Source organism: Actinoalloteichus caeruleus (genome assembly GCF_049311605.1).
Lineage (GTDB): Bacteria > Actinomycetota > Actinomycetes > Mycobacteriales > Pseudonocardiaceae > Actinoalloteichus_B > Actinoalloteichus_B caeruleus.
The window spans coordinates 1,568,056-1,586,259 of record NZ_CP186005.1; the positions used below are offsets into that span (position 1 = coordinate 1,568,056).

The 18,204-nt window shown below is 73.7% G+C and carries 20 protein-coding genes; 9 read left to right on the forward strand and 11 right to left on the reverse strand.

The features are described from left to right. Positions 1–170: 170 nt before the first annotated feature. Together ACOJVX_RS07120 and ACOJVX_RS07125 are read left to right on the forward strand one after the other, a co-directional pair. Entirely contained in the window at positions 171–1,130 is a 960-nt protein-coding gene (locus ACOJVX_RS07120) for a FecCD family ABC transporter permease (RefSeq protein WP_418153988.1), read from the forward strand. Then, the gene (locus tag ACOJVX_RS07125; protein WP_422647354.1) at positions 1,127–2,236 is read left to right on the forward strand and encodes a FecCD family ABC transporter permease; all 1,110 of its coding nucleotides are present in this window, start codon (positions 1,127–1,129) and stop codon (positions 2,234–2,236) included. Before ACOJVX_RS07120 ends, ACOJVX_RS07125 begins: the two co-directional genes overlap by 4 nt. 62 nt (positions 2,237–2,298) lie before the next feature. Here the strand turns inward: ACOJVX_RS07125 and ACOJVX_RS07130 are convergent, their stop codons facing one another. Then, positions 2,299–3,345, reverse strand: a complete 1,047-nt coding sequence (locus ACOJVX_RS07130; RefSeq protein WP_418153990.1) for an ABC transporter substrate-binding protein — start codon at positions 3,343–3,345, stop codon at positions 2,299–2,301. 146 nt (positions 3,346–3,491) lie between these two features. Continuing rightward, on the reverse strand, positions 3,492–4,352 hold the full coding sequence (locus ACOJVX_RS07135; RefSeq protein WP_026418430.1) for a (2Fe-2S)-binding protein: 861 nt from the start codon (positions 4,350–4,352) through the stop codon (positions 3,492–3,494). Positions 4,353–4,744: 392 nt separating this feature from the next. Between ACOJVX_RS07135 and ACOJVX_RS07140 the strand changes: the two genes are divergently transcribed. Next, on the forward strand, positions 4,745–5,002 hold the full coding sequence (locus ACOJVX_RS07140; RefSeq protein ID WP_026418431.1) for a hypothetical protein: 258 nt from the start codon (positions 4,745–4,747) through the stop codon (positions 5,000–5,002). A 132-nt stretch (positions 5,003–5,134) separates the two neighbouring features. Here the strand turns inward: ACOJVX_RS07140 and ACOJVX_RS07145 are convergent, their stop codons facing one another. Further along, positions 5,135–5,290 carry a hypothetical protein gene (locus ACOJVX_RS07145; protein WP_155886090.1) on the reverse strand — a complete coding sequence of 52 codons (156 nt, stop codon included), beginning with the start codon at positions 5,288–5,290 and terminating at the stop codon, positions 5,135–5,137. Between the two features lie 419 nt (positions 5,291–5,709). Beyond that, complete coding sequence (locus tag ACOJVX_RS07150; protein WP_051313822.1) at positions 5,710–6,039, reverse strand: hypothetical protein; 330 nt, start codon at positions 6,037–6,039, stop codon at positions 5,710–5,712. Between the two features lie 246 nt (positions 6,040–6,285). On the opposite strand from ACOJVX_RS07150, the gene ACOJVX_RS07155 reads away from it, so the two are divergent. The 3 genes from ACOJVX_RS07155 to ACOJVX_RS07165 all read left to right on the forward strand — a co-directional run bounded on the left by ACOJVX_RS07155 (position 6,286) and on the right by ACOJVX_RS07165 (position 8,283). Continuing rightward, entirely contained in the window at positions 6,286–6,843 is a 558-nt protein-coding gene (locus ACOJVX_RS07155; protein WP_418153991.1) for an AbrB family transcriptional regulator, read from the forward strand. Then, entirely contained in the window at positions 6,840–7,385 is a 546-nt protein-coding gene (locus ACOJVX_RS07160) for an AbrB family transcriptional regulator (RefSeq protein ID WP_337662134.1), read from the forward strand. Before ACOJVX_RS07155 ends, ACOJVX_RS07160 begins: the two co-directional genes overlap by 4 nt. A gap of 100 nt (positions 7,386–7,485) precedes the next feature. Further along, a complete protein-coding gene (locus tag ACOJVX_RS07165; RefSeq protein ID WP_418153992.1) occupies positions 7,486–8,283 on the forward strand; it encodes a hypothetical protein in 798 nt (265 codons plus the stop codon). A gap of 65 nt (positions 8,284–8,348) precedes the next feature. Here the strand turns inward: ACOJVX_RS07165 and ACOJVX_RS07170 are convergent, their stop codons facing one another. From ACOJVX_RS07170 to ACOJVX_RS07185, 4 genes are all read right to left on the reverse strand, one after another. Then, positions 8,349–9,551: a nitric oxide synthase oxygenase gene (locus tag ACOJVX_RS07170; RefSeq protein WP_081715356.1), complete on the reverse strand. Its 1,203-nt coding sequence runs from the start codon at positions 9,549–9,551 to the stop codon at positions 8,349–8,351. 194 nt (positions 9,552–9,745) lie between these two features. After that, complete coding sequence (locus tag ACOJVX_RS07175) at positions 9,746–10,144, reverse strand: PPOX class F420-dependent oxidoreductase (protein ID WP_026418432.1); 399 nt, start codon at positions 10,142–10,144, stop codon at positions 9,746–9,748. Positions 10,145–10,360: 216 nt separating this feature from the next. After that, on the reverse strand, positions 10,361–11,116 hold the full coding sequence (locus ACOJVX_RS07180) for a peptidoglycan recognition protein family protein (RefSeq protein ID WP_026418433.1): 756 nt from the start codon (positions 11,114–11,116) through the stop codon (positions 10,361–10,363). Further along, positions 11,113–11,304, reverse strand: a complete 192-nt coding sequence (locus ACOJVX_RS07185) for a twin-arginine translocation signal domain-containing protein (protein WP_155886091.1) — start codon at positions 11,302–11,304, stop codon at positions 11,113–11,115. The genes ACOJVX_RS07180 and ACOJVX_RS07185 overlap by 4 nt, the downstream gene beginning before the upstream one ends. Before the next feature lie 502 nt (positions 11,305–11,806). Between ACOJVX_RS07185 and ACOJVX_RS07190 the strand changes: the two genes are divergently transcribed. Together ACOJVX_RS07190 and ACOJVX_RS07195 are read left to right on the forward strand one after the other, a co-directional pair. Further along, positions 11,807–13,306 carry an MFS transporter gene (locus ACOJVX_RS07190; RefSeq protein ID WP_418155569.1) on the forward strand — a complete coding sequence of 500 codons (1,500 nt, stop codon included), beginning with the start codon at positions 11,807–11,809 and terminating at the stop codon, positions 13,304–13,306. A gap of 177 nt (positions 13,307–13,483) precedes the next feature. Continuing rightward, positions 13,484–14,230 carry a hypothetical protein gene (locus ACOJVX_RS07195; protein WP_026418435.1) on the forward strand — a complete coding sequence of 249 codons (747 nt, stop codon included), beginning with the start codon at positions 13,484–13,486 and terminating at the stop codon, positions 14,228–14,230. 34 nt (positions 14,231–14,264) lie between these two features. Here ACOJVX_RS07195 and ACOJVX_RS07200 read toward each other — a convergent pair whose 3' ends face one another. Further along, positions 14,265–15,302 carry an NAD(P)-dependent alcohol dehydrogenase gene (locus ACOJVX_RS07200; RefSeq protein ID WP_026418436.1) on the reverse strand — a complete coding sequence of 346 codons (1,038 nt, stop codon included), beginning with the start codon at positions 15,300–15,302 and terminating at the stop codon, positions 14,265–14,267. Between the two features lie 276 nt (positions 15,303–15,578). Between ACOJVX_RS07200 and ACOJVX_RS07205 the strand changes: the two genes are divergently transcribed. Beyond that, complete coding sequence (locus tag ACOJVX_RS07205; protein ID WP_422647355.1) at positions 15,579–16,598, forward strand: iron-containing redox enzyme family protein; 1,020 nt, start codon at positions 15,579–15,581, stop codon at positions 16,596–16,598. Between the two features lie 315 nt (positions 16,599–16,913). On the opposite strand, the gene ACOJVX_RS07210 is transcribed toward ACOJVX_RS07205, so the two are convergent. Both ACOJVX_RS07210 and ACOJVX_RS07215 read right to left on the reverse strand, forming a co-directional pair. Further along, positions 16,914–17,159, reverse strand: coding sequence for a CDGSH iron-sulfur domain-containing protein (locus ACOJVX_RS07210; RefSeq protein ID WP_030106531.1), 246 nt, complete (start codon positions 17,157–17,159; stop codon positions 16,914–16,916). Between the two features lie 193 nt (positions 17,160–17,352). Beyond that, complete coding sequence (locus ACOJVX_RS07215; RefSeq protein ID WP_026418439.1) at positions 17,353–18,030, reverse strand: MBL fold metallo-hydrolase; 678 nt, start codon at positions 18,028–18,030, stop codon at positions 17,353–17,355. Between the last annotated feature and the right edge of the window lie 174 nt (positions 18,031–18,204).

Below are 18,204 nucleotides of genomic sequence, written 5' to 3' on the forward strand. Positions count from 1 at the left end.
AGCCTTCCCTCAGCGTTCCCGGTGGATGTTCTCGCGAGCCCCCGGGGCGGACGGGAGGATCGGGTGCGCGGCGCGGAACACCGGCGGACAGGGCCGGGACGGCGGTGACGGTGTCGAGGAACCCGGCGACGCCCCGGAGCCGTGCCCGCCGCTCGTGGTCGCGAGCGGTCGTGATCCCGACCGCCGTGGTGCTCCTCGCCGTGTTGGCCAGCCTCGCCGTCGGGTCGGAGGCGCTCGCCGCCCGCGAGGTGTTCCTGGCGTTGTTCGTCGACGACGGCGGGCGGGCCGGGGTGATCGTCCACGAACTCCGCGTTCCCCGGACCCTGCTCGCCGCGTCGGTCGGCGCCGCCCTGGGGATCGCGGGCGCGTTGATGCAGTCGCTCACCCGCAACCCGCTGGCCGATCCCGGCATCCTCGGCGTCAACGCTGGCGCGGCCGCGGGGGTCGCCGGCGCCGTCGTGCTGCTCGGGCTGCGCGACTACTCCTCCTACGTGTGGTTCGCCTTCCTGGGGGCGGGGGTGACCGCCGTCCTCGTCTACGCCATCGGCACCGCCGGAGCCAGTCCGGTCCGGCTCGCGCTGGCGGGCACCGCGATCGGCGCCGCCCTCACCGCCGCCACCCAGTCCCTGGTCCTGCTGCGGCCCGACGCCTTCGACGAGTTCCGGTTCTGGGCGGTCGGTGACCTCGCCGGCCGGGACCCGGCGGTCGTCCGCACGATGATCCCGTTCCTGCTCGTGGGGCTCGTCCTCGCGCTCGCGGTGGCGTCGTCGCTCAACACCCTGGTCCTCGGCGACGACGTCAGCCGGGCACTCGGCTCCAGGGCGGGGGCCACCCGGGCCGTCGTCGCCCTGGCCGTGCTGCTGCTCGGCGGGGCCGCGACGGCCGCCGCCGGACCGATCGCCTTCGTGGGGTTGGTCGTGCCGCACATCGCCCGATCGCTCCTCGGCAGTGACCACCGGTGGTCACTGCCGGGAGCCGGCCTGCTGGGCGCCGCCCTGGTGCTCGTCGCCGACGTGCTGGGACGGGTGGTGCTGCCGCACGGCGAGCTCCAGGTCGGCCTCGTGGTGACCGTCGTGGGCGCGCCCTTCTTCATCGCGCTGGTCCGACACCGGAGGATGCCCCGCCTGTGAGCACCAGGACCCCGGCCGCCTCGGCCTCCCGCCGTGCCGACCGACCCGACCTGACCGGAACGGTGCTGGCCAGTCCGAGCGGGCGGTTCGCCGTGCGGGTGGTCGCACGGAACGTGCTGGTCGGTGCCGTGCTGGCCGGTGCGGTGGTCCTCGCGGCGCTCGCCTCGCTCGGCTACGGCGAGGCCGGCTACGGCCTGGCCGAGGTGGTGCGTGTGCTGGGAGGCGCGCCGGGACCGGCGGGCGCGGAGTTCGTCATCCTGACCTTGCGGCTGCCCCGGGTGCTGGCGGCCGTGCTGGTGGGCCTCGCGCTCGGGGTCAGCGGGGCCGTGGTGCAGTCCCTCACCCGCAACCCGCTGGGCAGCCCGGACGTGCTGGGCTTCACCACGGGAGCGGCGACCGGGGGGATCCTGCACATCACGCTCGTCGGCGGCACCGCGCTCGCCGTCGCCGGTGGCGCGGTGCTCGGTGGCGTGACGACGGCCCTCACGGTGTACCTGCTCGCCCACCGGGGTGGGGCGAGCGGCGCCCGGATCGTCCTCGTGGGCATCGGGGTGGCCGCGATCCTGGCCTCCGTCAACTCCTACCTGCTCATCCGGGCCGAGCTCGACGACGCCCACCGCGCCGCCGTGTGGCTCACCGGGAGCCTCAACGGCCGCACCTGGGACCAGGTGGCCATCGTCGCGGTCGCGGCCGTGCTGCTCGTCCCGGTGGCGGCCGCGCTGTCGCGGCGGATGAGCCTGGTCGAGATGGGCGACGACACGAGCAAGGGGCTGGGGGTCCCGGTGGAGGCGACCCGGCGCGCGCTGTTGGCGGTGGCCGTGGTGCTCGCCGCGACCGCCGTGGCGGTCGCCGGGCCGGTGGCCTTCGTCGCGCTCGCCGCTCCGCACCTGGCCCGGCTGGTCACGCGGTCCTCCGGGCCCTCGGTGCTGACGGCGGGGCTGGTCGGGGCGTTGCTGCTGACGGGCGGCGACCTGGCGGTCCGCTGGGTCTTCGCGCCCGTCGAACTCCCGGTCGGACTGGCGACCGGCGCGCTCGGCGGCGTCTACCTGACCTGGCTGCTGGCCTGGCGGTGGCGGCGGGAGGGGCGGCGGGGCGGCCGGCGCTGACCGGGCCGCCCCACCCGGCGGCGAGCTGGTCCAGCTCGGCCGGCCGGGGCACCGGCCGCGACTCAGGCGAGGCGCTCGAGCACGTCCACCAGGTCGTCGACGACCCGGTGGGCGGCCGAGGTGCTGGCGCCGTCCCACCAGGTCGTCCGCGGCACCTCGAAGACGTTGCCGGCGCGCACCGCCGGCAGCCGTTCCCACAGGGTGCTCTCCGTGTAGGTGGTGAAGGTCGTGCTGACCTGGCCGCCCTCGAACGCCCCGCCGCCACCGAAGTAGATGATGGCGTCCGCGTCGTCCAGCCGGGAGACCTGTTCCAGGGAGACCGACGTGTAGGTCTCCCCCTCCGCCCCGGTGCTCGACTCGGTCCTGCGGACGCCGCAGTCGGTCAACACCTGGGACGAGAAGATCACCGAGTCGGTGACGATGCGCAGTTCGTCCGTGGTGAAGCGCAGCAGCGCGATCCTCGTCGTCCCGAGCACGTCGGCGTGGTCGAGGGCGACCTGGGCGGCGCGGTCCTCGTACTCGCGCACCCTCTCCTCCTGGGCCTCGGCGTGCCCGAGCAGGTCCGCGACCGCGCGGCAGCTCCGCCGCCACTCCACGCCGTCCCGCGAGTTCTCGTAGGCGACGACGGCCGTCAGCTCGGAGAGGGTCGCGTAGTGCTCCTCAAGGGACGCGATGTTGCCGATCACGAGGTCGGGTCGGAGCTGGGAGATGACCTCCAGGTTCACCTGGTTGAAGCCCAGGTGCTCGAAGTCCCGGTCGCCGGGCAGGTACTCGGGGACGGCGACGTCCCCGTCGAGGGTGGCGGAGGCCACGAGGGGCGCTTCGTGCTCGAGCGCGACCTGCAGGGCCGTCACCGTGTCCAGGGTGATCACCCGTTGGGGCGAGAGCGGTATGTCGGTGCTCCCGAGCGGGTGGTCGACCCGACGGGTGCCCCCGGCGCCGTCGTCGCCCTCGGCCGGGGACGAGGAGGCCCCGCAGGCGCTCACCCCCCACACCAGGCCGGCGGCCCCGACACCGCCGAGGAAGCTCCGGCGGGACAGCTGCCCCCACGCCGTTCTCGGCCGGATCCGGTGGGGCGCGAACGGGGGAGCGGTGCGTGTCGTGGGCACGGGAGGACCTCCGGTGGTCGGTGTGGTGAACGGCCCCGCGCCGTCGGCGGGTGCGGACGGGCCGAGGGGCTGAGGTGGAGCGGGAAGCGCGGTGGGATGTCGTGACGGCGCACGGGCGCGGGAGCCCCTGCCGGCGATTCGCCCGATCAGGAGCCGAAGGCGACGGCCAGCCTCGGTCGGCGGAGCTCGTCACGTTCGAGGGGGCAGGTCACGCAGTAGCCGTGGTCGGCGTCGGCCTTGTAGTCGAAGCAGCAGGTGCCACGGACCGCCCAGAGCCCCTCGCACACGGTCGGGGGGAAGTCGATCATCCTGGGCATGGCGCGGCGGGGCGCTCCCGCCTCGATCACGGCGGCGGCGAGCCGGCTGGCCCGTGCCCACGCCCCCGTCATGTCCCTGCCCAGCCGGCGGGCCGGGTTGAGCATGTAGAAGTGCAGGCAGTCGATCACGTAACCCCACAGGGTGCGGACGCCGACCCGGGTGTGCCTGGCCAGGTCCTCGATCACCGGGCCGCAGGTGGCGACGAGCCCGGCGGCGGCGAACCGGTCGAGCGCGTCCTCGTCGGGCACGACGGCCGCGACGTCCGGGTGGCCGGCCGGCGCACCGCCGGGCAGCACCGCCACCCGTGGCGCGGCCACCAGGGGGGTCCCCGTCGCCCCGTCGGCGAGGACCGGGAACCACACCCCGTCCGGCCGGAGTTCGACGGCCCGCCCGGTCAGGTACACCCCCGCCGAGACCACGAACACGAGTTCGCGGAACAGGGACCGCATGTACCGCATCGCCGCCGGCTGCACCTGCGGGGGGAGGTTCCCGTCCGCGCGCAGCGCGTCGAAGACCGCGCGGACCTCGCCCGCCGCGAACTCCTCCGCGCTGAACCAGCGGCGCGCGGGCTCCGGGGCATCGTCCGGGCCGGGAGTCGGCGCGCTCCCGAACGCGGGCAGCGGGGCGAAGGTGAGCGGTGCGCAGGCGTCGAGCAGCCCTCGCACGGGTCCAGCCAGGTCGGTCGGCATGATCGTCCTCACGCTGTGACGCGGAGCGTCGGTCTTAGGTGAGGCTACCTTAATTCGCTCGTCCGGTTGAGCGCGCACTGGGCCGGGCGGTGCGGGCGGCACGGTGCCGGTGGGGGTTCTCGTCAGGCGGATCGGTGACCCGCCTCGTCACGTGCGGTACCCGAGGTGTCACCTGTTGGTCATGTTCGCGTGCTGGTGCGCGCCCAGGGGTCGGGCCATGATGGGAGGAGTTCCACGGTGGGCGGCGCGGTGGCCACCGTGCGAGGCGGTCCGCCCATCGGGTGGTCGGAGCGGCGCACGGCTGGCGAACCAGACCGTCGTGCACTAGATGTAGTGATGTACTGTTTGTTCGACACCAGATGTGCCCATGAGACAAGGGGTGTGAGGTTCAGATGAGAGTCACGCTGGATCCACACGCCGCGCCGAGGGTCGCCACCGACAGCGCTCTGGTGGTGCGCCTCCGGTTGCGCACCGAGTTGGCCGGGCTCTCGGCCAGGTACCGGGGACGGGACGCCCTGGAGGTCGAGCAGGCGGTCCGGGAGGTGTGGCGCCGTGTCGCCGGTGCGGAGATCGGCCCCGCCCAGTTGGCCGACGTCACCTCCGAGATCCAGCGCGGCGAGGCACCCGACGTCGTCATCTCCGCGAGCTGACCGGGCGGGGTGCCGGAACCGGCTGCCACCGCCCCTCGCGGTGCGGTGGTGGGACTCGCCCGAGACGAGCCCTGTCGCCGGGAGGCGTGAATCCCGGCGGCCTCCCGCGTTCGCCTCCCCCGCGGCCCGCGTTCAGCGTGTGGAGCCCTCCTGGGAGCCCCACTGCGCCGACTGCGTGATCCACTGCACCCTGCTGGGCGCCTCGTCGGGCACGCCGTGTTCGTCCTCGACCCAGATCCACACCTCTGGTGGATCACCGTCGGTGAGATCCCAACGCGCGGTGACCATGCTGTCCTCCTCCGACTTCCTCCACGACCCCACCACGGGGTCGTCCCACTGGGATGTCGTGGACGGCGCCGGCCACGCTCCCGTCGAGCACCGCGCCCGGTGCTCGGGCACGCTCCCGGCGGGCGGCGGACGCGGATGTGATCAGGACGAACCGTAGCGGCTCCACCCCGCGCGTCGCCGACTCGATACCAGCTCGTCACCGACATTCCCGCCTGTGGGGGAAGGACCCGGTATCCGAGCATCCCCCGAACGGGCGGTCGGTCGCGCGACGGCTGCCGGGCGGTCCGCCGATCGCCCCGAGAGGGCAGCAGCCTACGCTCGAGCGCCGGCCCGCTCACCGCCAGCCCGGGGACGAGCACGCTCGGTGTCCGTCCGCCGGGCCACTGGCCCCCGCGCCGCGCGCCGGCCCTCCGGGCTCCTCAGCCGGTGGGCGGCCTGGCGGCCCCGCCGCCGGGCGAGGCGGTTCCTTCCTCCTGGGCCTGGGACCACAGTTCCCGCAGCATCGCGTCGAACCCGGGATCGGCGGCGACCGTCCTGGCGAGCGCGGAAGCGAGGTCCGCGATCCGCCCCTCGTCCTCGGGATCGGCGGCCGCCGCGTCCAACGACCCGGTCGCCCGGTCGTCGTCGCCGAAGCGAGCCCTGACCAGCCGGGCCAGGGCGGTCACGGCACTCTGGCCGCCGTCCGTCAGCCCACCCGTGGCCCGGTGAGCCACCGCGCTGGCCACGGATGCCAGATCCGGGTCGGTCACGTGAACTCCTTCATGGCTGTCGCCGCACGGCGGCCCGCCCGAGCGACCGCCTCCTCGAGGGTAGCAATTCGGACACTCCGGATGCGCTGGTCAGCGGTGGGCGCGCGACCGGTGACCCTGCGTTTCGGGGTGTGCCATCTCACCGCCCTCACCCCGGATGCCAGGTGATTGCCGTGACACTCTTTCGGCTGACTAACCATCGGTCGGCGCTGGGGCCGGCCTCCAACTCGAAGGGGTGGTGCCGGGGTGGCCGGGGCGGACGAGGACACGGGTGCCGACGGCACCGGCGGTCGGGGAAGGGCACGCAGGCTCGCGGAGTCCGCGCGGTTCCTGGTGGGCGGAGCCGCCGGCGCGGCCCTGCTCGTGTTGTTGAACGTCCCGGCGGGCGCGCTGTTCGGCGCGGTGCTCGGCAGCGCCATGGTGAACGCGCGATGGCCGGGCAGGCAGGTCACGCGGTCGGTCCGGGTGCTCGGGCTGGTGCTGCTCGGCTGCGTGGTCGGCGCGCGGGTCGACGCGGAGAGCCTGAGCGCGCTGCTGGGTGTCCTGCTACCGGCGGCCATCGGGGTCCTCGTCCTCCTCCTCGTGGACGTCGGGCTCGCCCTGCTGCTGTCGCGGGGCTTCGGCCTCGACGTCCGGACAGCCCTGTTCGCCTGCGCCCCCGGCGGGTTCGGCGAGATGGTGGCCGCCGCGCAGGAGGTCGGGGCGAAGGTGGGGGTCGTCGTCGCCATCCACCTCGTCCGGGTGTTGATCGTCGTGCTCGGCGTGCTGCCGCTGCTCATCCTCGTCCTGGGAGTGCCCTCATGACCGTGCTCGCGCTCGTGGTCTGCGGCGCGGCCGGCGCCGGCCTGGCCAAGCTGCTGCGCATCCCGCTGTGGCCGCTCATCGGCGCCATCATCGGAGCGGCGGCCTTCCACACCCTCACCGGGGAACCCGCGCAGATCCCCCGGGGCATCGAGATCGCCGCCCAGGTCGTCATCGGTACCACGGTCGGTTCACAGCTGGGCAAGGACGTGTTCTCGGTGTTCCGCACCGTCCTCGTGCCCGGTCTCGTTGCCGTCCTGGTCATCATCGGGGTCGGGGTCGGGCTCGGTCTGCTGCTCAACGTGGTGTTCGGGGTGGACATCCTCGTCTCGATGTTCGGTATGGTGCCGGGCGGCGTCGGCGAGCTGGTGGCCACGGTGACCAGCCTCGGCGGCGACAGTTCGGTGGTCGCCGGCATGCACCTGGTCCGGCTGATGGTGGTGCTCAGCGCTCTGCCGCTGCTGATGACCCTGCTCGAACGCTGGCTCGGGCGGCGCGGTGGCGGGCGCGAGGGCACCGCCGACGGCGAGGGACCCACCGGCTGACACCGAGCCCGCCGGCGGGCCGGCTCGCCCGCCCGCGACCTCGCCCGGACGCCAGGACGGCACCCGCGCCGGGGCACCGGCGAACCCCTGGGGAGGACCCGTGATCCAACTCGTCGCCGCGCCAGGGCGGCTCGCCACCGCCGTGGACCTGGCTCTCGACCGCGACCGGTACGACGCGGCCTCCGCCGCGCTGGCCCCGGAACGGGCTTCCGCCCGGGAGCTGGAGGGAGCCGACACCGTGCTCCTGGTGCCCCCGGCCGGGGAGACGTCGGACGACGACGGCGGCGCCGGCGTCCTGACGGCCGTGGTGGACGCGGCCCTCGCGGCCGGGGTCCGCCACGTGGTCTACCTGAGCGTGGCCGGTGCGCCGCTGTCGCCGCTGCGTTTCCACGCGGCCGTGGAGGAACGCCTCGACGCCAGCCCACTGGCCCACACGGTCCTTCGGCTCGGGATCGCGGCCGACGTGCTGGCACCGCTCATCCGGCGGGCCTCGGTGACGGGCGAACTGGTCACGCCGGCGGCGGCCGGGCGACTGGCGGCAGGAAGCCGCCGGGACTACGCGGAGGCGGCCGTCGTGGTGGCCGCCCAGTGCCCGGAGCACCGGGTCGTCGGGGAACTCACCGGCGCGTCCGCGTTCACCATGGACGACGTCGCCACCGAGATCGGTGCCGTCGCCGGGCGGAACGTGGCGCACCGCCACGGCGAGGTGGCGGACGTCCTCGCGCTGCTGGCCGAGGAGGAGCTGCCGCCGGGCCCGGCGCAGGCGCTGGCGCGGCTGCTGGCCCTGCTGCCCTCCCAGGCGCTCGGCGTCGTCTCCCCGCACCTCGCTGGCCTGCTGCCGCGACCGCCGGCGACGGTGCGGGAGATCGTGCGGGACCTGCTCGTCGGACGTGCCTGACAGCGGAACGAGGGCGGCCGGCCGGAACGCCGTCCGACCGCCCCGCCGGGGCGGCTCAGGGCTGCTCAGGGCGCCTCGGCCACGCTGGGTGGGCGGGAGCCCAGGTACTGCCACAGCAGGGGCGGGGCCACCCCGTCCTCGGCGGACCGCTGGCCGGTCACCGGGCACCCGGGTCCGGTGCCCCGCAGCCCACGCTCCGAGGCCGCGTCGTCGACCACGAACTCCGGTCGCAGGTGGTCGGTGTCGTAGTAGCGGTGGAAGACCGGGGTGAGCGCGCCCGACATGGGGGGCACGATCCAGCTCCAGTCGGCGGGGCATCGGCGTCCCGCCTTCTCCTCCTTCTCCACGTGCTTGAGGAAGCGGCGGGACTCGGTGTGGTGGTCGGTGATCGTGACGCCGTGCCGCTCGAACGAGTGGAGGACGGCCCGGTTGACCTCGACCAGCGCGCGGTCGCGCCACAGCGTCCGCTCACCGCCGGTGTCCAGGCCCAACCGCTCGGCCACCTCGGGGAGCACGTCGTAGCGGTCGTGGTCGGCGAGGTTGCGGGCCCCGATCTCGGTGCCCATGTACCAGCCGTTGAACGGTGCGGTGGGGTAGGAGACGCCTCCGATCGACATCCGCATGTTGCTGATCGCGGGGACGGCGTGCCACCGCAGTCCGAGTTCGGCGAACCAGGGCAGCTCGGGGTGGCTCAGCGGTACCTCCGCCACCGCGTCCCGGGGGACGGGCGCGAGCACCGGTCCCTCCCCGGGGGTCTCCACCAGCAGTGGGAGCACGTCGAACGGGCCCTTCGGCTCCGGTGGGCGCCACCCGCGTTCGATCAACGAGGTGGTGAAGTCCACGTACCGGGGATCTCCCAGCACGGAGCCGTCGGAGAGCCGGTACCCCGCGTACCGCACGAGCTGCTCGTTCCAGATGAGCGGCGCGGGCGAGTCCGGGCGGTCGGGCGCGAAGACCGTCATGACGGGCCGGAGCCGCCCGCCGTTGTAGGCGGTGTGGAGGTGGCGTACGCACTGCTCGGCGATGTCCGCCGCCCGGTGGACCGAACGCATGTCCCGAACGCGGAGGCTGCGCCAGTACAGCCGCCCGATGCAGCGGGCGCTGTTGCGCCAGGCGACGCGGGCGCCGAACGCCAGTTCCGCCGAGGTGTGGTGGTAGGAGCCGGTGAGTTCGATCTCCGTCCGCACCCACCGGATCCGGGGTTCGACGGGACCGGCGTCGGGGTTCTCCCCGTGGAAGAGGCGCAGGAACTCCTCCGCCTCGTCCATGTCGACCGGGGCCGCCGGGGTCGGCGCCTCCACTCCCGTGGCGAGGTGCCCCGGTAACTGCCATGCGCCGTTGTCGGAAGTCACCTCAGGGAACCTATCGGTGAGATCCCCCGATCGCGAACACCCGACCGGGGATTACCTGCCGAGTTCGTTCACGGCGTGTGACAGAGGGAGGAGGCCCGGGACATCGTCCCTCACTCGACGTTCCACGCGTGCCAGTGGTCGATCTCCATCCACGCGCTGACCCGCGCCCGGTCCCGAACCGGATAGGCGTCCCCGCCGTAGTGCCGGGAGAGCCGGTCGATGTCGGCCAGGGTCGGGTCGTCCACCAGCTCGACGACGCGGCCACGCAGGCTGACGTGCCGGTACCAGCTCTCGCTGTCGAGCACGGTGAGCGAGACCGCCGGATCGGCGCGGAGGTGGCGCAGCCTACTGCGGCCGGCGTCCATGTTGAGCAACACCCGGCCCTTCTCCCACAGGTACCAGGTGGCCACCGAGACGGGGCCACCCTCCGGGCGCACGGTGGCCATCACGGCCGGTTGCGGTTTCTCGAGGAAGTCGACGAGGTGCTGGGGCAGTGGCGGTTTCGGCATCGAACGCCCTTCCGGTGCTCCCGCGTGGCGACGGCGGGGAGTCCCTGTTGACGGAACGTGGTCGTGACGCGCCCCGCGCGGGACGCGCCACGTGATCGATACCCCGTTCCGCCCGTGCCCGGCGAGAGCGACCGGCTGATGTCACCCGAAAGGCTGAGTGGCTGGTGGTGCCCGGGCCGGGACCGTCGGCTCACCCCCTCGGGGGGCCGCTGGCGATCAGAGCGGCGCGGTCCACGCCGCGTTCCAGGTCGCGGGACCGACGACGCCGTCGGCGGTCAACCCCTTCTCCCGCTGGAAGGCGAGGCAGACGTCCTTGGACGCCTGGCCGTAGGCCCCGTCCACCGTGATCGACCACCCGCGTTCGCTCATCCGCCCCTGCCAGGTGGACACGCTGGCGTGTCGGGTGATCGGCGGATACCTGAAGTACACCCCGGGCCAGCCCGGCGGGTTGCCCGGCCCACCGCCGCCTCCGCCCGGGTCGAGCGAACCGTCGCCGACCATTCCGTAGAGGATCTCGCCCGGGCACGACGTCGCGACGTGGTCCCGGTGGCCGGTGATGCCGTTCGCCGCGTTCCCGGTCGCCCGCAGCGTCTCGATCGCCGACCTGATCCCATTCACGAGTGCCGTGGGAACCGAGTCCGAGGAACCGATCAACGCGCAGACCGCGTACCAGTCCTGGTTTCCCGAATTCGATCCGTTGGCGGCGGTGCGGGTGTTCGTCCCCCGACCCGTGAAAACGTGGTCGTGCACGCACACCAGGTACGTGTAGGCGATGTCGGCCCACCCGTTCCCGTCCATGTGCTGGTTCTGGATACCGCGCACCTGGGCGGCGCAGTCGGCGTGGTCCTGCCTGGCCACCGAGCCGGCACCGACGTAGTGCACGGCCACGCCGCCGTTCTGCGGGGTGATGTTGGTGGATCTGTTCGTCCAGGCCCGGGCACCCCAGCCCGAGCGGCTCACGAAAGTCGTCACGGCTGGTACTCCCTGTCGCAGTCGACCCCGGCGTCGAGGGGTTCGCCGGTGGACGGGTCCGCCGTGGCGGCGGCACCCCGGTCCACGGCGATCGCGGTGGCGGGGACGAGCGCCAGTCCGGCCGTGGCGACGGCCGCGAGACCGGCCGCCCCCAGGAATCTTCGACGGTTCGTCGTATTCTCGGACACCACTGATCCTCCCCAGTGAAACAACTTGGATCTGGGTTGCGAGTAATGTGACTGACGTGTGGAACGGCGTTCGCGCACTATTCCGTGTTCTTTTCCGCCGTTATTCCTCGAAATGCTCCCGGAAGCAACGAAAGCGTACCCCGGCCTTCTGGGGCGATCAATGCTCGACTGGCGATGTCAGCATGTTTGTGAGAAACCTACAAGATCTCGGGTTCGTCGGTCGTCGACGACACCGCTCGGCGCTGGGCCGTCCGCCGTCGTGCGTTCTGCTCACCCGATCGTCCGAACGGTCCAGTGGACGCCCGCCCGCGGTGCGACCGGGGGGCCGGCGGGGCCGACCGAGCCGCACGGCGGGGCCGGGGCCGGACGGCGCCCCGTCTCGCCCCGCCCACCGGCCACCGGCCTCCCCGCGCCCGCTGCTCCGGGATCGGAGCGCACCACGGCAGGGCGGGGCCGACCGGCCCCGGGGTAGGCGCGCCCCCGGCCGGGGTAGTTCCGAAGGGTGCGACCAGAGCCGAGCCGCACCGGCGGCACCGACGAGCCCGACCCCCGACGCTGGCGAGCACTGGGCATCACCCTCGGCGCGGGCTTCATGGGGCTGCTCGACGTCAGCATCGTCAACGTCGCCCTGCCCTCCATCCAACGGGGGTTGGCGGCCTCCCCGGCCGACGTCCAGTGGGTCGTCTCCGGGTACGCCCTCACCTTCGGCCTCACCCTCGTCGCGGGCGGCCGGCTCGGCGACGCCGTCGGACGCCGGCGGATGTTCCTCATCGCCATCAGCGCCTTCGCGGTCACGAGCGCCCTCGCGGGCGCGGCGCACCACATCGCCGTGCTCGTCGCGGCCCGACTCCTCCAGGGAGCCGCCGCCGGACTGCTGACCCCGCAGAACACGGGCCTCATCCAGGACCTCTTCCGGGGACCGGAACGCGGTCGGGCCTTCGGGATGTTCGGGGCGACCGTGGGGATCTCCACCGCGGTGGGACCTGTCCTCGGCGGGGTCATCATCGGTCTCTTCGGCGCCGACACCGGATGGCGCTGGGTGTTCTACGTCAACGTGCCCATCGCCCTGCTCACGCTGGTGGCCGCGCTGCGCCTGCTGCCGAGGCACACCGGCCGCGGCGCGGTGGGACGGCGGCTCGACCTCGTCGGCGCCGCGCTGCTCGGCGTCGCGGTGTTCACGTTCCTCCTGCCGCTGGTCCAGGCCGAGGACGGCGGCCTGGCCCGCCTCTGGTGGCTCTTCGCCGTCTCGGCTCTCGCCCTCCTGCTCTTCCTCCGGTGGGAGCGGCGGGTCGCCGCCGCCGGCCGGCTCCCGCTGCTGGACCTCCGGCTGTTCACCGGAACCCCCGGCTACGCCACCGGCGTCGCCCTGGCCACCGTGTACTTCTGCGGCTTCAGCGGCATCTGGCTGGTGCTGGCGGTCTTCTTCCAGACCGGCCTCGGCTACTCGGCGCTGGAGTCGGGGCTCGTCGTCACCCCCTTCGCCCTCGGCTCGGCCGTGACCGCCGTGGTGGCGGGCCGACTCGTGCCCACCTGGGGGCGCCGCCTCACCGTGACGGGCCTGGTCCTGGTCGCGCTCGGCCTCGGCGCCGTCGCCCTGATCGCCCCGCTCGCCCCCACCGACCACCTGGCCCTGGCGATGGCGGGTCCCCTGCTGGTGGCCGGCATCGGGGGAGGTGCGGTGATCTCACCCAACACCACGCTCACCCTCGAATGCGTCCCCGGCACCCTCGCCGGGGTTGCCGGGGGAGTGCTCCAGACCGGGCAGCGCATCGGCACCGCCATCGGGACGGCGGTGCTCTCGGCCGCCCTGCACGGCGCCGTGGGCACGGCGCGGGGCGGATGGCCGGTCGCGCTGTCCGTGGCGATGCTGTGCGCGGTCGCCTTCGTCCTGGCCGCACTGGTCCTCGCGGTGACCGAACTCCGGCAGCGCCGCCACCGCGCGTCCCCGACCGGCGGCCACCCCGAGGCGTGGCGGACGGACCCGCGACCGGGAACCACCTGAGGCCGACCGGTGGGGGCACGGCCCAGCCGACCCACGGGCGACCACGACGACCGGCGGAACGAAACGGCCGTGTCCGCGCGATCGTCCCGGCGGTCATCCCCACCGGAAGGCGACCGCGCGGCACCGCGGCCGACAATTCGCTGGACAGGAGGGTGCCCGGCTCCGCATCCTCGCGGGATGGACCTGCGCACGGTGACCATGGTGGAGCGCCCCGACCTCGAGAACGAGTTGTGGGAACTCGACAGTGGCTGGCCCGCCTTCATCGACCACGACCCCGTCACCGCGCTGCTCGACCTGGCCGTGGACCGGTTCCCGGAGTTCCAGCTCGTCGTGCTCGACGGTGACGAGGTGGTGGCCAAGGTCCACAGCGTGCCGTTCCACTGGTCGGACCGCGACCCGGACGAACTCGGCCCCGGCGGCTGGGACTGGGTGCTCACCACGGCGTTCCTCCAGGACCGCGAGGGGATCACCCCGAACGCGGTCAGCGCCCTGGAGATCTCCGTGCGGATCGACCTCCAGGGCAGGGGCCTCGCCGCGCGCGTCCTGGCGCTGCTCGCCGACAACTGCCGGCGGCTGCGGTTCGGCGACCTAGTCGCGCCCGTCCGGCCCACCCACAAGCACCAGCGGCCCCGGCAGCCGATGGGCGAGTACGCACGGGAAACCCGGGACGACGGCCTGCCCGCCGACCCGTGGCTGCGGGTGCACGCCAGGGCCGGGGGTCGTCTGCTCCGCCCCTGCCCCGCCTCCATGACCATCGCCGGCAGCCTCGAGCAGTGGCGTGAGTGGACGGACCTCCCCCTGACCAGCAGCGGCCCCGTGGAGGTGCCCGGAGCGCTGGTCCCGGTCGTGGTCGACGTCGACGCCGACCACGCCGTTTACGTCGAGCCGAACGTCTGGGTGCACCACGCACTCGACCAGCGGTAACCCACCAACGGACCCCGACGCCGGCCCGGCCACGTCACCCACCCGGCACGATCACCCCTCGACCCCGGATGCGCCGAGCCCGCAGCCGCTCGTACACGGCCGGCGCCTCCTCCAACCCGTACCGTTCGACCTCGGCCTCAACCTGACCCGACCGCGCGAGGTCCAGCACCTCCAGCAGCTCCCCCCGACTGCCCCAGTACGGCGCGGTGACCGTCGTCTCGAACGGCAGGGTCCCGAACCCCACCTCCACGGACCCGCCCTCCACACCGACGAGCACCACGTCGCTCTCCACGCCGGCGCAGGCGGCGGCGATCGCGGCGGTCGCGGGCAGACCGACGAAGTCGAGCACCACGTCGGCGCCGCCCCCGGTCAGTTCGCGCACCGCCTCCGGCGCCCGCTGGTCGGAAGGGAAGACCACGTGCGCCCCCACCTCGCGGGCGAGTGCCATCTTCTCCTCACTGACGTCGAGCGCCACCACCCGCGCGGACGTCGTGGCGCGCAGGATCTGGATGCCCAGGTGCCCCAGACCACCGGCCCCGATCACCACCGCCGTGCTCCCGGGCACCAGCTTCGACGCCGACCGCGCGATGGCGTGGTACGGGGTGAGGCCGGCATCGGTCAGCGGCACCGCGCGCACCGGATCGAGGTCCCCGATCGGGACCAGGTGCCGGGGATCGTCCACCAACAGGTACTCGGCCAGCGCGCCGGGCGCGCCGAGACCAGGAGGTCGGATGCCCAACCGGTCCGCGCGCAGGCAGTAGTTCTCCTTCCCGACCGTGCACTTCCGGCAGGTGCCGCACCCCCACGGGCCGTACACCACGCAGGACTCGCCTTCGGTCACCCACTCCACGCCCGGTCCGACCGCCGCCACCACCCCGGCGCCCTCATGGCCCAGGGTCAACGGGAGCGGGTAGGGGTACTCGCTGGCCGACCAGTCCATGACGGTGATGTCCGAATGGCACACGCCGGCGGCGGTGACCCGCAGCAGCACCTCCCCGGGCCCGGGCTCGGGCGTCGGGACGTCGACCACCACCGGGGGAGCACCGATCTCCGTGTACTGAACCGCTCTCATCGCGACGACCTCCTCGGGGGCGACCACGCCGCTCGACCGCCCTTGCGCTGCTGGCCGGGTGTGGGATACCCGAGCCCTCCCGCCTCAACCGCGCCAGACAGGAAGGGCAGACCCGCACCAGCCCGGGTCATCCCGTCCCGGGTCGGGTTGGGGCGCCGCCGCCCGGGTACCCCGAGCGGCGGAAGGGCCCGTTCGACGACGACGCGCCCCTCCCCGTTCCCGCCGCGCGTGGGAGCGAGCGAGGGGAACGGACGCCCGGGAACGCCAGGAGGAGACATGCGCCTTCCCCCAGCCAGGGGACCACTGAGCGCCGCGGTCATCGAGGTTCTGCGCCAGCCCCCCGCCGAGCGGGTCTCCCTCCCCCCACGGGGCGCCGCCACCGACGAACCGTGGCACGACGACGACCTCCAGCTCGCGTTGTGGGTCTGCTACGAGCTCCACTACCGGGGCTTCGAGGACGTGGACGACGGATGGGAGTGGAACCCCGCACTGCTGGGGTGGCGCGCGGGAGTCGAACGGGACTGGGAAACCGCCCTGCTCCCCTTCGCCCCCTTCTCGGAGCCCCCCGCCCCCAGGGACGTCCCCGCCGCCCTCCGCCAGCTGATCGCCGACTCCGACGGCCCCCCGCTGGCCAGCTTCCTCCAGCGGGAGGCCACCCTCGAGCAGTTCCGCGAGTTCCTCATCCACCGCTCCGCCTACCACCTCAAGGAGGCGGACCCGCACAGCTGGGCACTGCCACGGCTGGACGGCCGCACCAAGGGCGCCCTGGTGGAGATCCAGGCGGACGAGTACGGCGGGGGGCACCCCGAGCGGATCCACGCCGAGCTGTTCAGGGTCACGATGCGTGAACTGGGCCTGTCCGACGCCTACGTCGACGAGGCGCCCGCCGTGATGCTCGCGGCGAGCAACCTGATGCACCTGTTCGGCCTCCACCGGCGCTGGCTCGGCGCCACCCTCGGCCACCTCGCCGCGTTCGAGATGACCTCGACCCTGCCGAACCGCCGGATCGGGGGCGGCCTGCGCAGGCTGGGCGGCTCGCCGGAGGCGGTCGAGTACTTCGACGAGCACGTGGAGGCGGACGCCGTGCACGAGCAGGTCGCGGCGAACGACCTGTGCGGGAGCCACGCCCTCGCCCGGCCGGACGCCGCTGGGGACATCCTCTTCGGCGCCGCCTGCTACCTGCGGCTGGAGGCGGAGTTCGGCGAGTTCGCCCTCAGCCGGTGGCGGCAGGGCGTCTCGACGCTGCGCTCGGCCTCGGGTGTGGGTCCGTCCGCACCGGTCGCCGTCCACCCCTGACCCCGGGCCCGCACCGGGGCGCCCGGCGGAGCGACCGCTGGCTGACCAGCAGATCCCGTCGTGAGCCGCTCGCCCAGCGGCGGACCGGGAGGCCACGGCCGGGACGCGCCCCTTCCCGGCTGACGGGGCGCACGAGGCGCCCGGCCCGTGGAGCGCGCCAGGCTCCCGGCCGCGCCGTTCGCGGCCCCACCCAGCCGGTGGCCAGAACCGTGACCAGCGCGCCGCGCCCGCCCCGGGGCACGAACCCGTCAGACGGCGGGCCGCTGGCCCGTCAGGGGGAGTTGGGGTCGAGCACGCGGCGGGCTCGGCCGCCGGTCACCGACCCGGCGGCCGTTCGCGGTCCCCCGAGGCGCGGAACCGGGTCGAGTCGTGGGTGCCGTCGCAGAACGGCTTGATCGCCGACCGCCCACACCGGCACAACGCCACCGTCCGCCTGCCGGGTTCGATCCGTTCCCCCTCGGGGGTGAGCAACTCGTAGTCACCCCTGAGCAGCAACGGCCCGTCCACGCACGGCGTCACCGTCGCGGCGGGTCGTGGCCTCCTCGGCGCATCAGACGTCATGGCCAGGGAGTACCCGGTCTCGCGGCCGTCATCCCCGTCGCGCGCGCAGCGGCGGAACCGCGCCGAGGACCGCGCTCGTGGAGCTCGGTCGGCCGGTGACCCCGACGACGCACCTCGTGATCCGGTTCGCACGTCCCGAATTCGGTCGCGGGCCACGCGGCCCGCTACCGGGCTGGCAGGAGGCGGGCCGGACTCACCAGCCCCGTTCCCTCCACTCCCCGAGTTTGGGGCGTTCCGCGCCGAGGGTGGTGTCGTCCCCGTGCCCCGGGTACACCCAGGTGTCGTCCGGCAGTACGTCGAAGATCCGCTGTTCGACGTCGGTGATCAGGGACCGGAAGTCGGCGGGCGACTGCGTCTTGCCGACCCCGCCCGGGAAGAGGGAGTCGCCGGTGAACAGGTGCGGGTGCCCCTCGGGGTCGCGGTAGAGCAGGGCGATCGACCCCGGCGTGTGGCCGCGGAGGTGGATGACCTCCAGCTCACACCGGCCGACGGGCAGGGTGTCCCCGTGCTCCAACAGGACGTCGGGCGGCACCGGCAGGTCAGCGGCGTCCTCCGGGTGCACGGCGGTGTCGACGCCGTAGGCCCCGGCCACCGCTCCCAGCGCCCGCCAGTGGTCGCGGTGCCGGTGGGTGGTGACGATGGTGCGCAGCCGTGCCCGGTCGTCGTCGTGGCCGATGAGGTCGGAGAGCCGCTCCGGGTCGTCGGCCGCGTCGATCAGGACGGCGTCACCGCTCTCCCGGCACCGGAGCAGGTAGGCGTTGTTGTCCATCGGGCCCACCGACACCTTGGTGATGACCAGGGCGGCGAGGGTGCGCACGGACTCGGCGCCCCCCGGTTCGACGTGACCCGTGTAGTCCTCTGAGCGCTCCACGAAGCCAAGCCTAACCACCGGCGTATTCCCGGCTGGCGGCGCGGCCACGTCGCGGGATCGGTCACAGCGCGTGGCCGGCGCACCGAGAGACGCCGCACATGCCCGGCTGTCTTCCTGGAAAGGATCATCCTCGGTCCGTACCGTTAACTCGGTGTGAGCGGTGACCGTCACAGC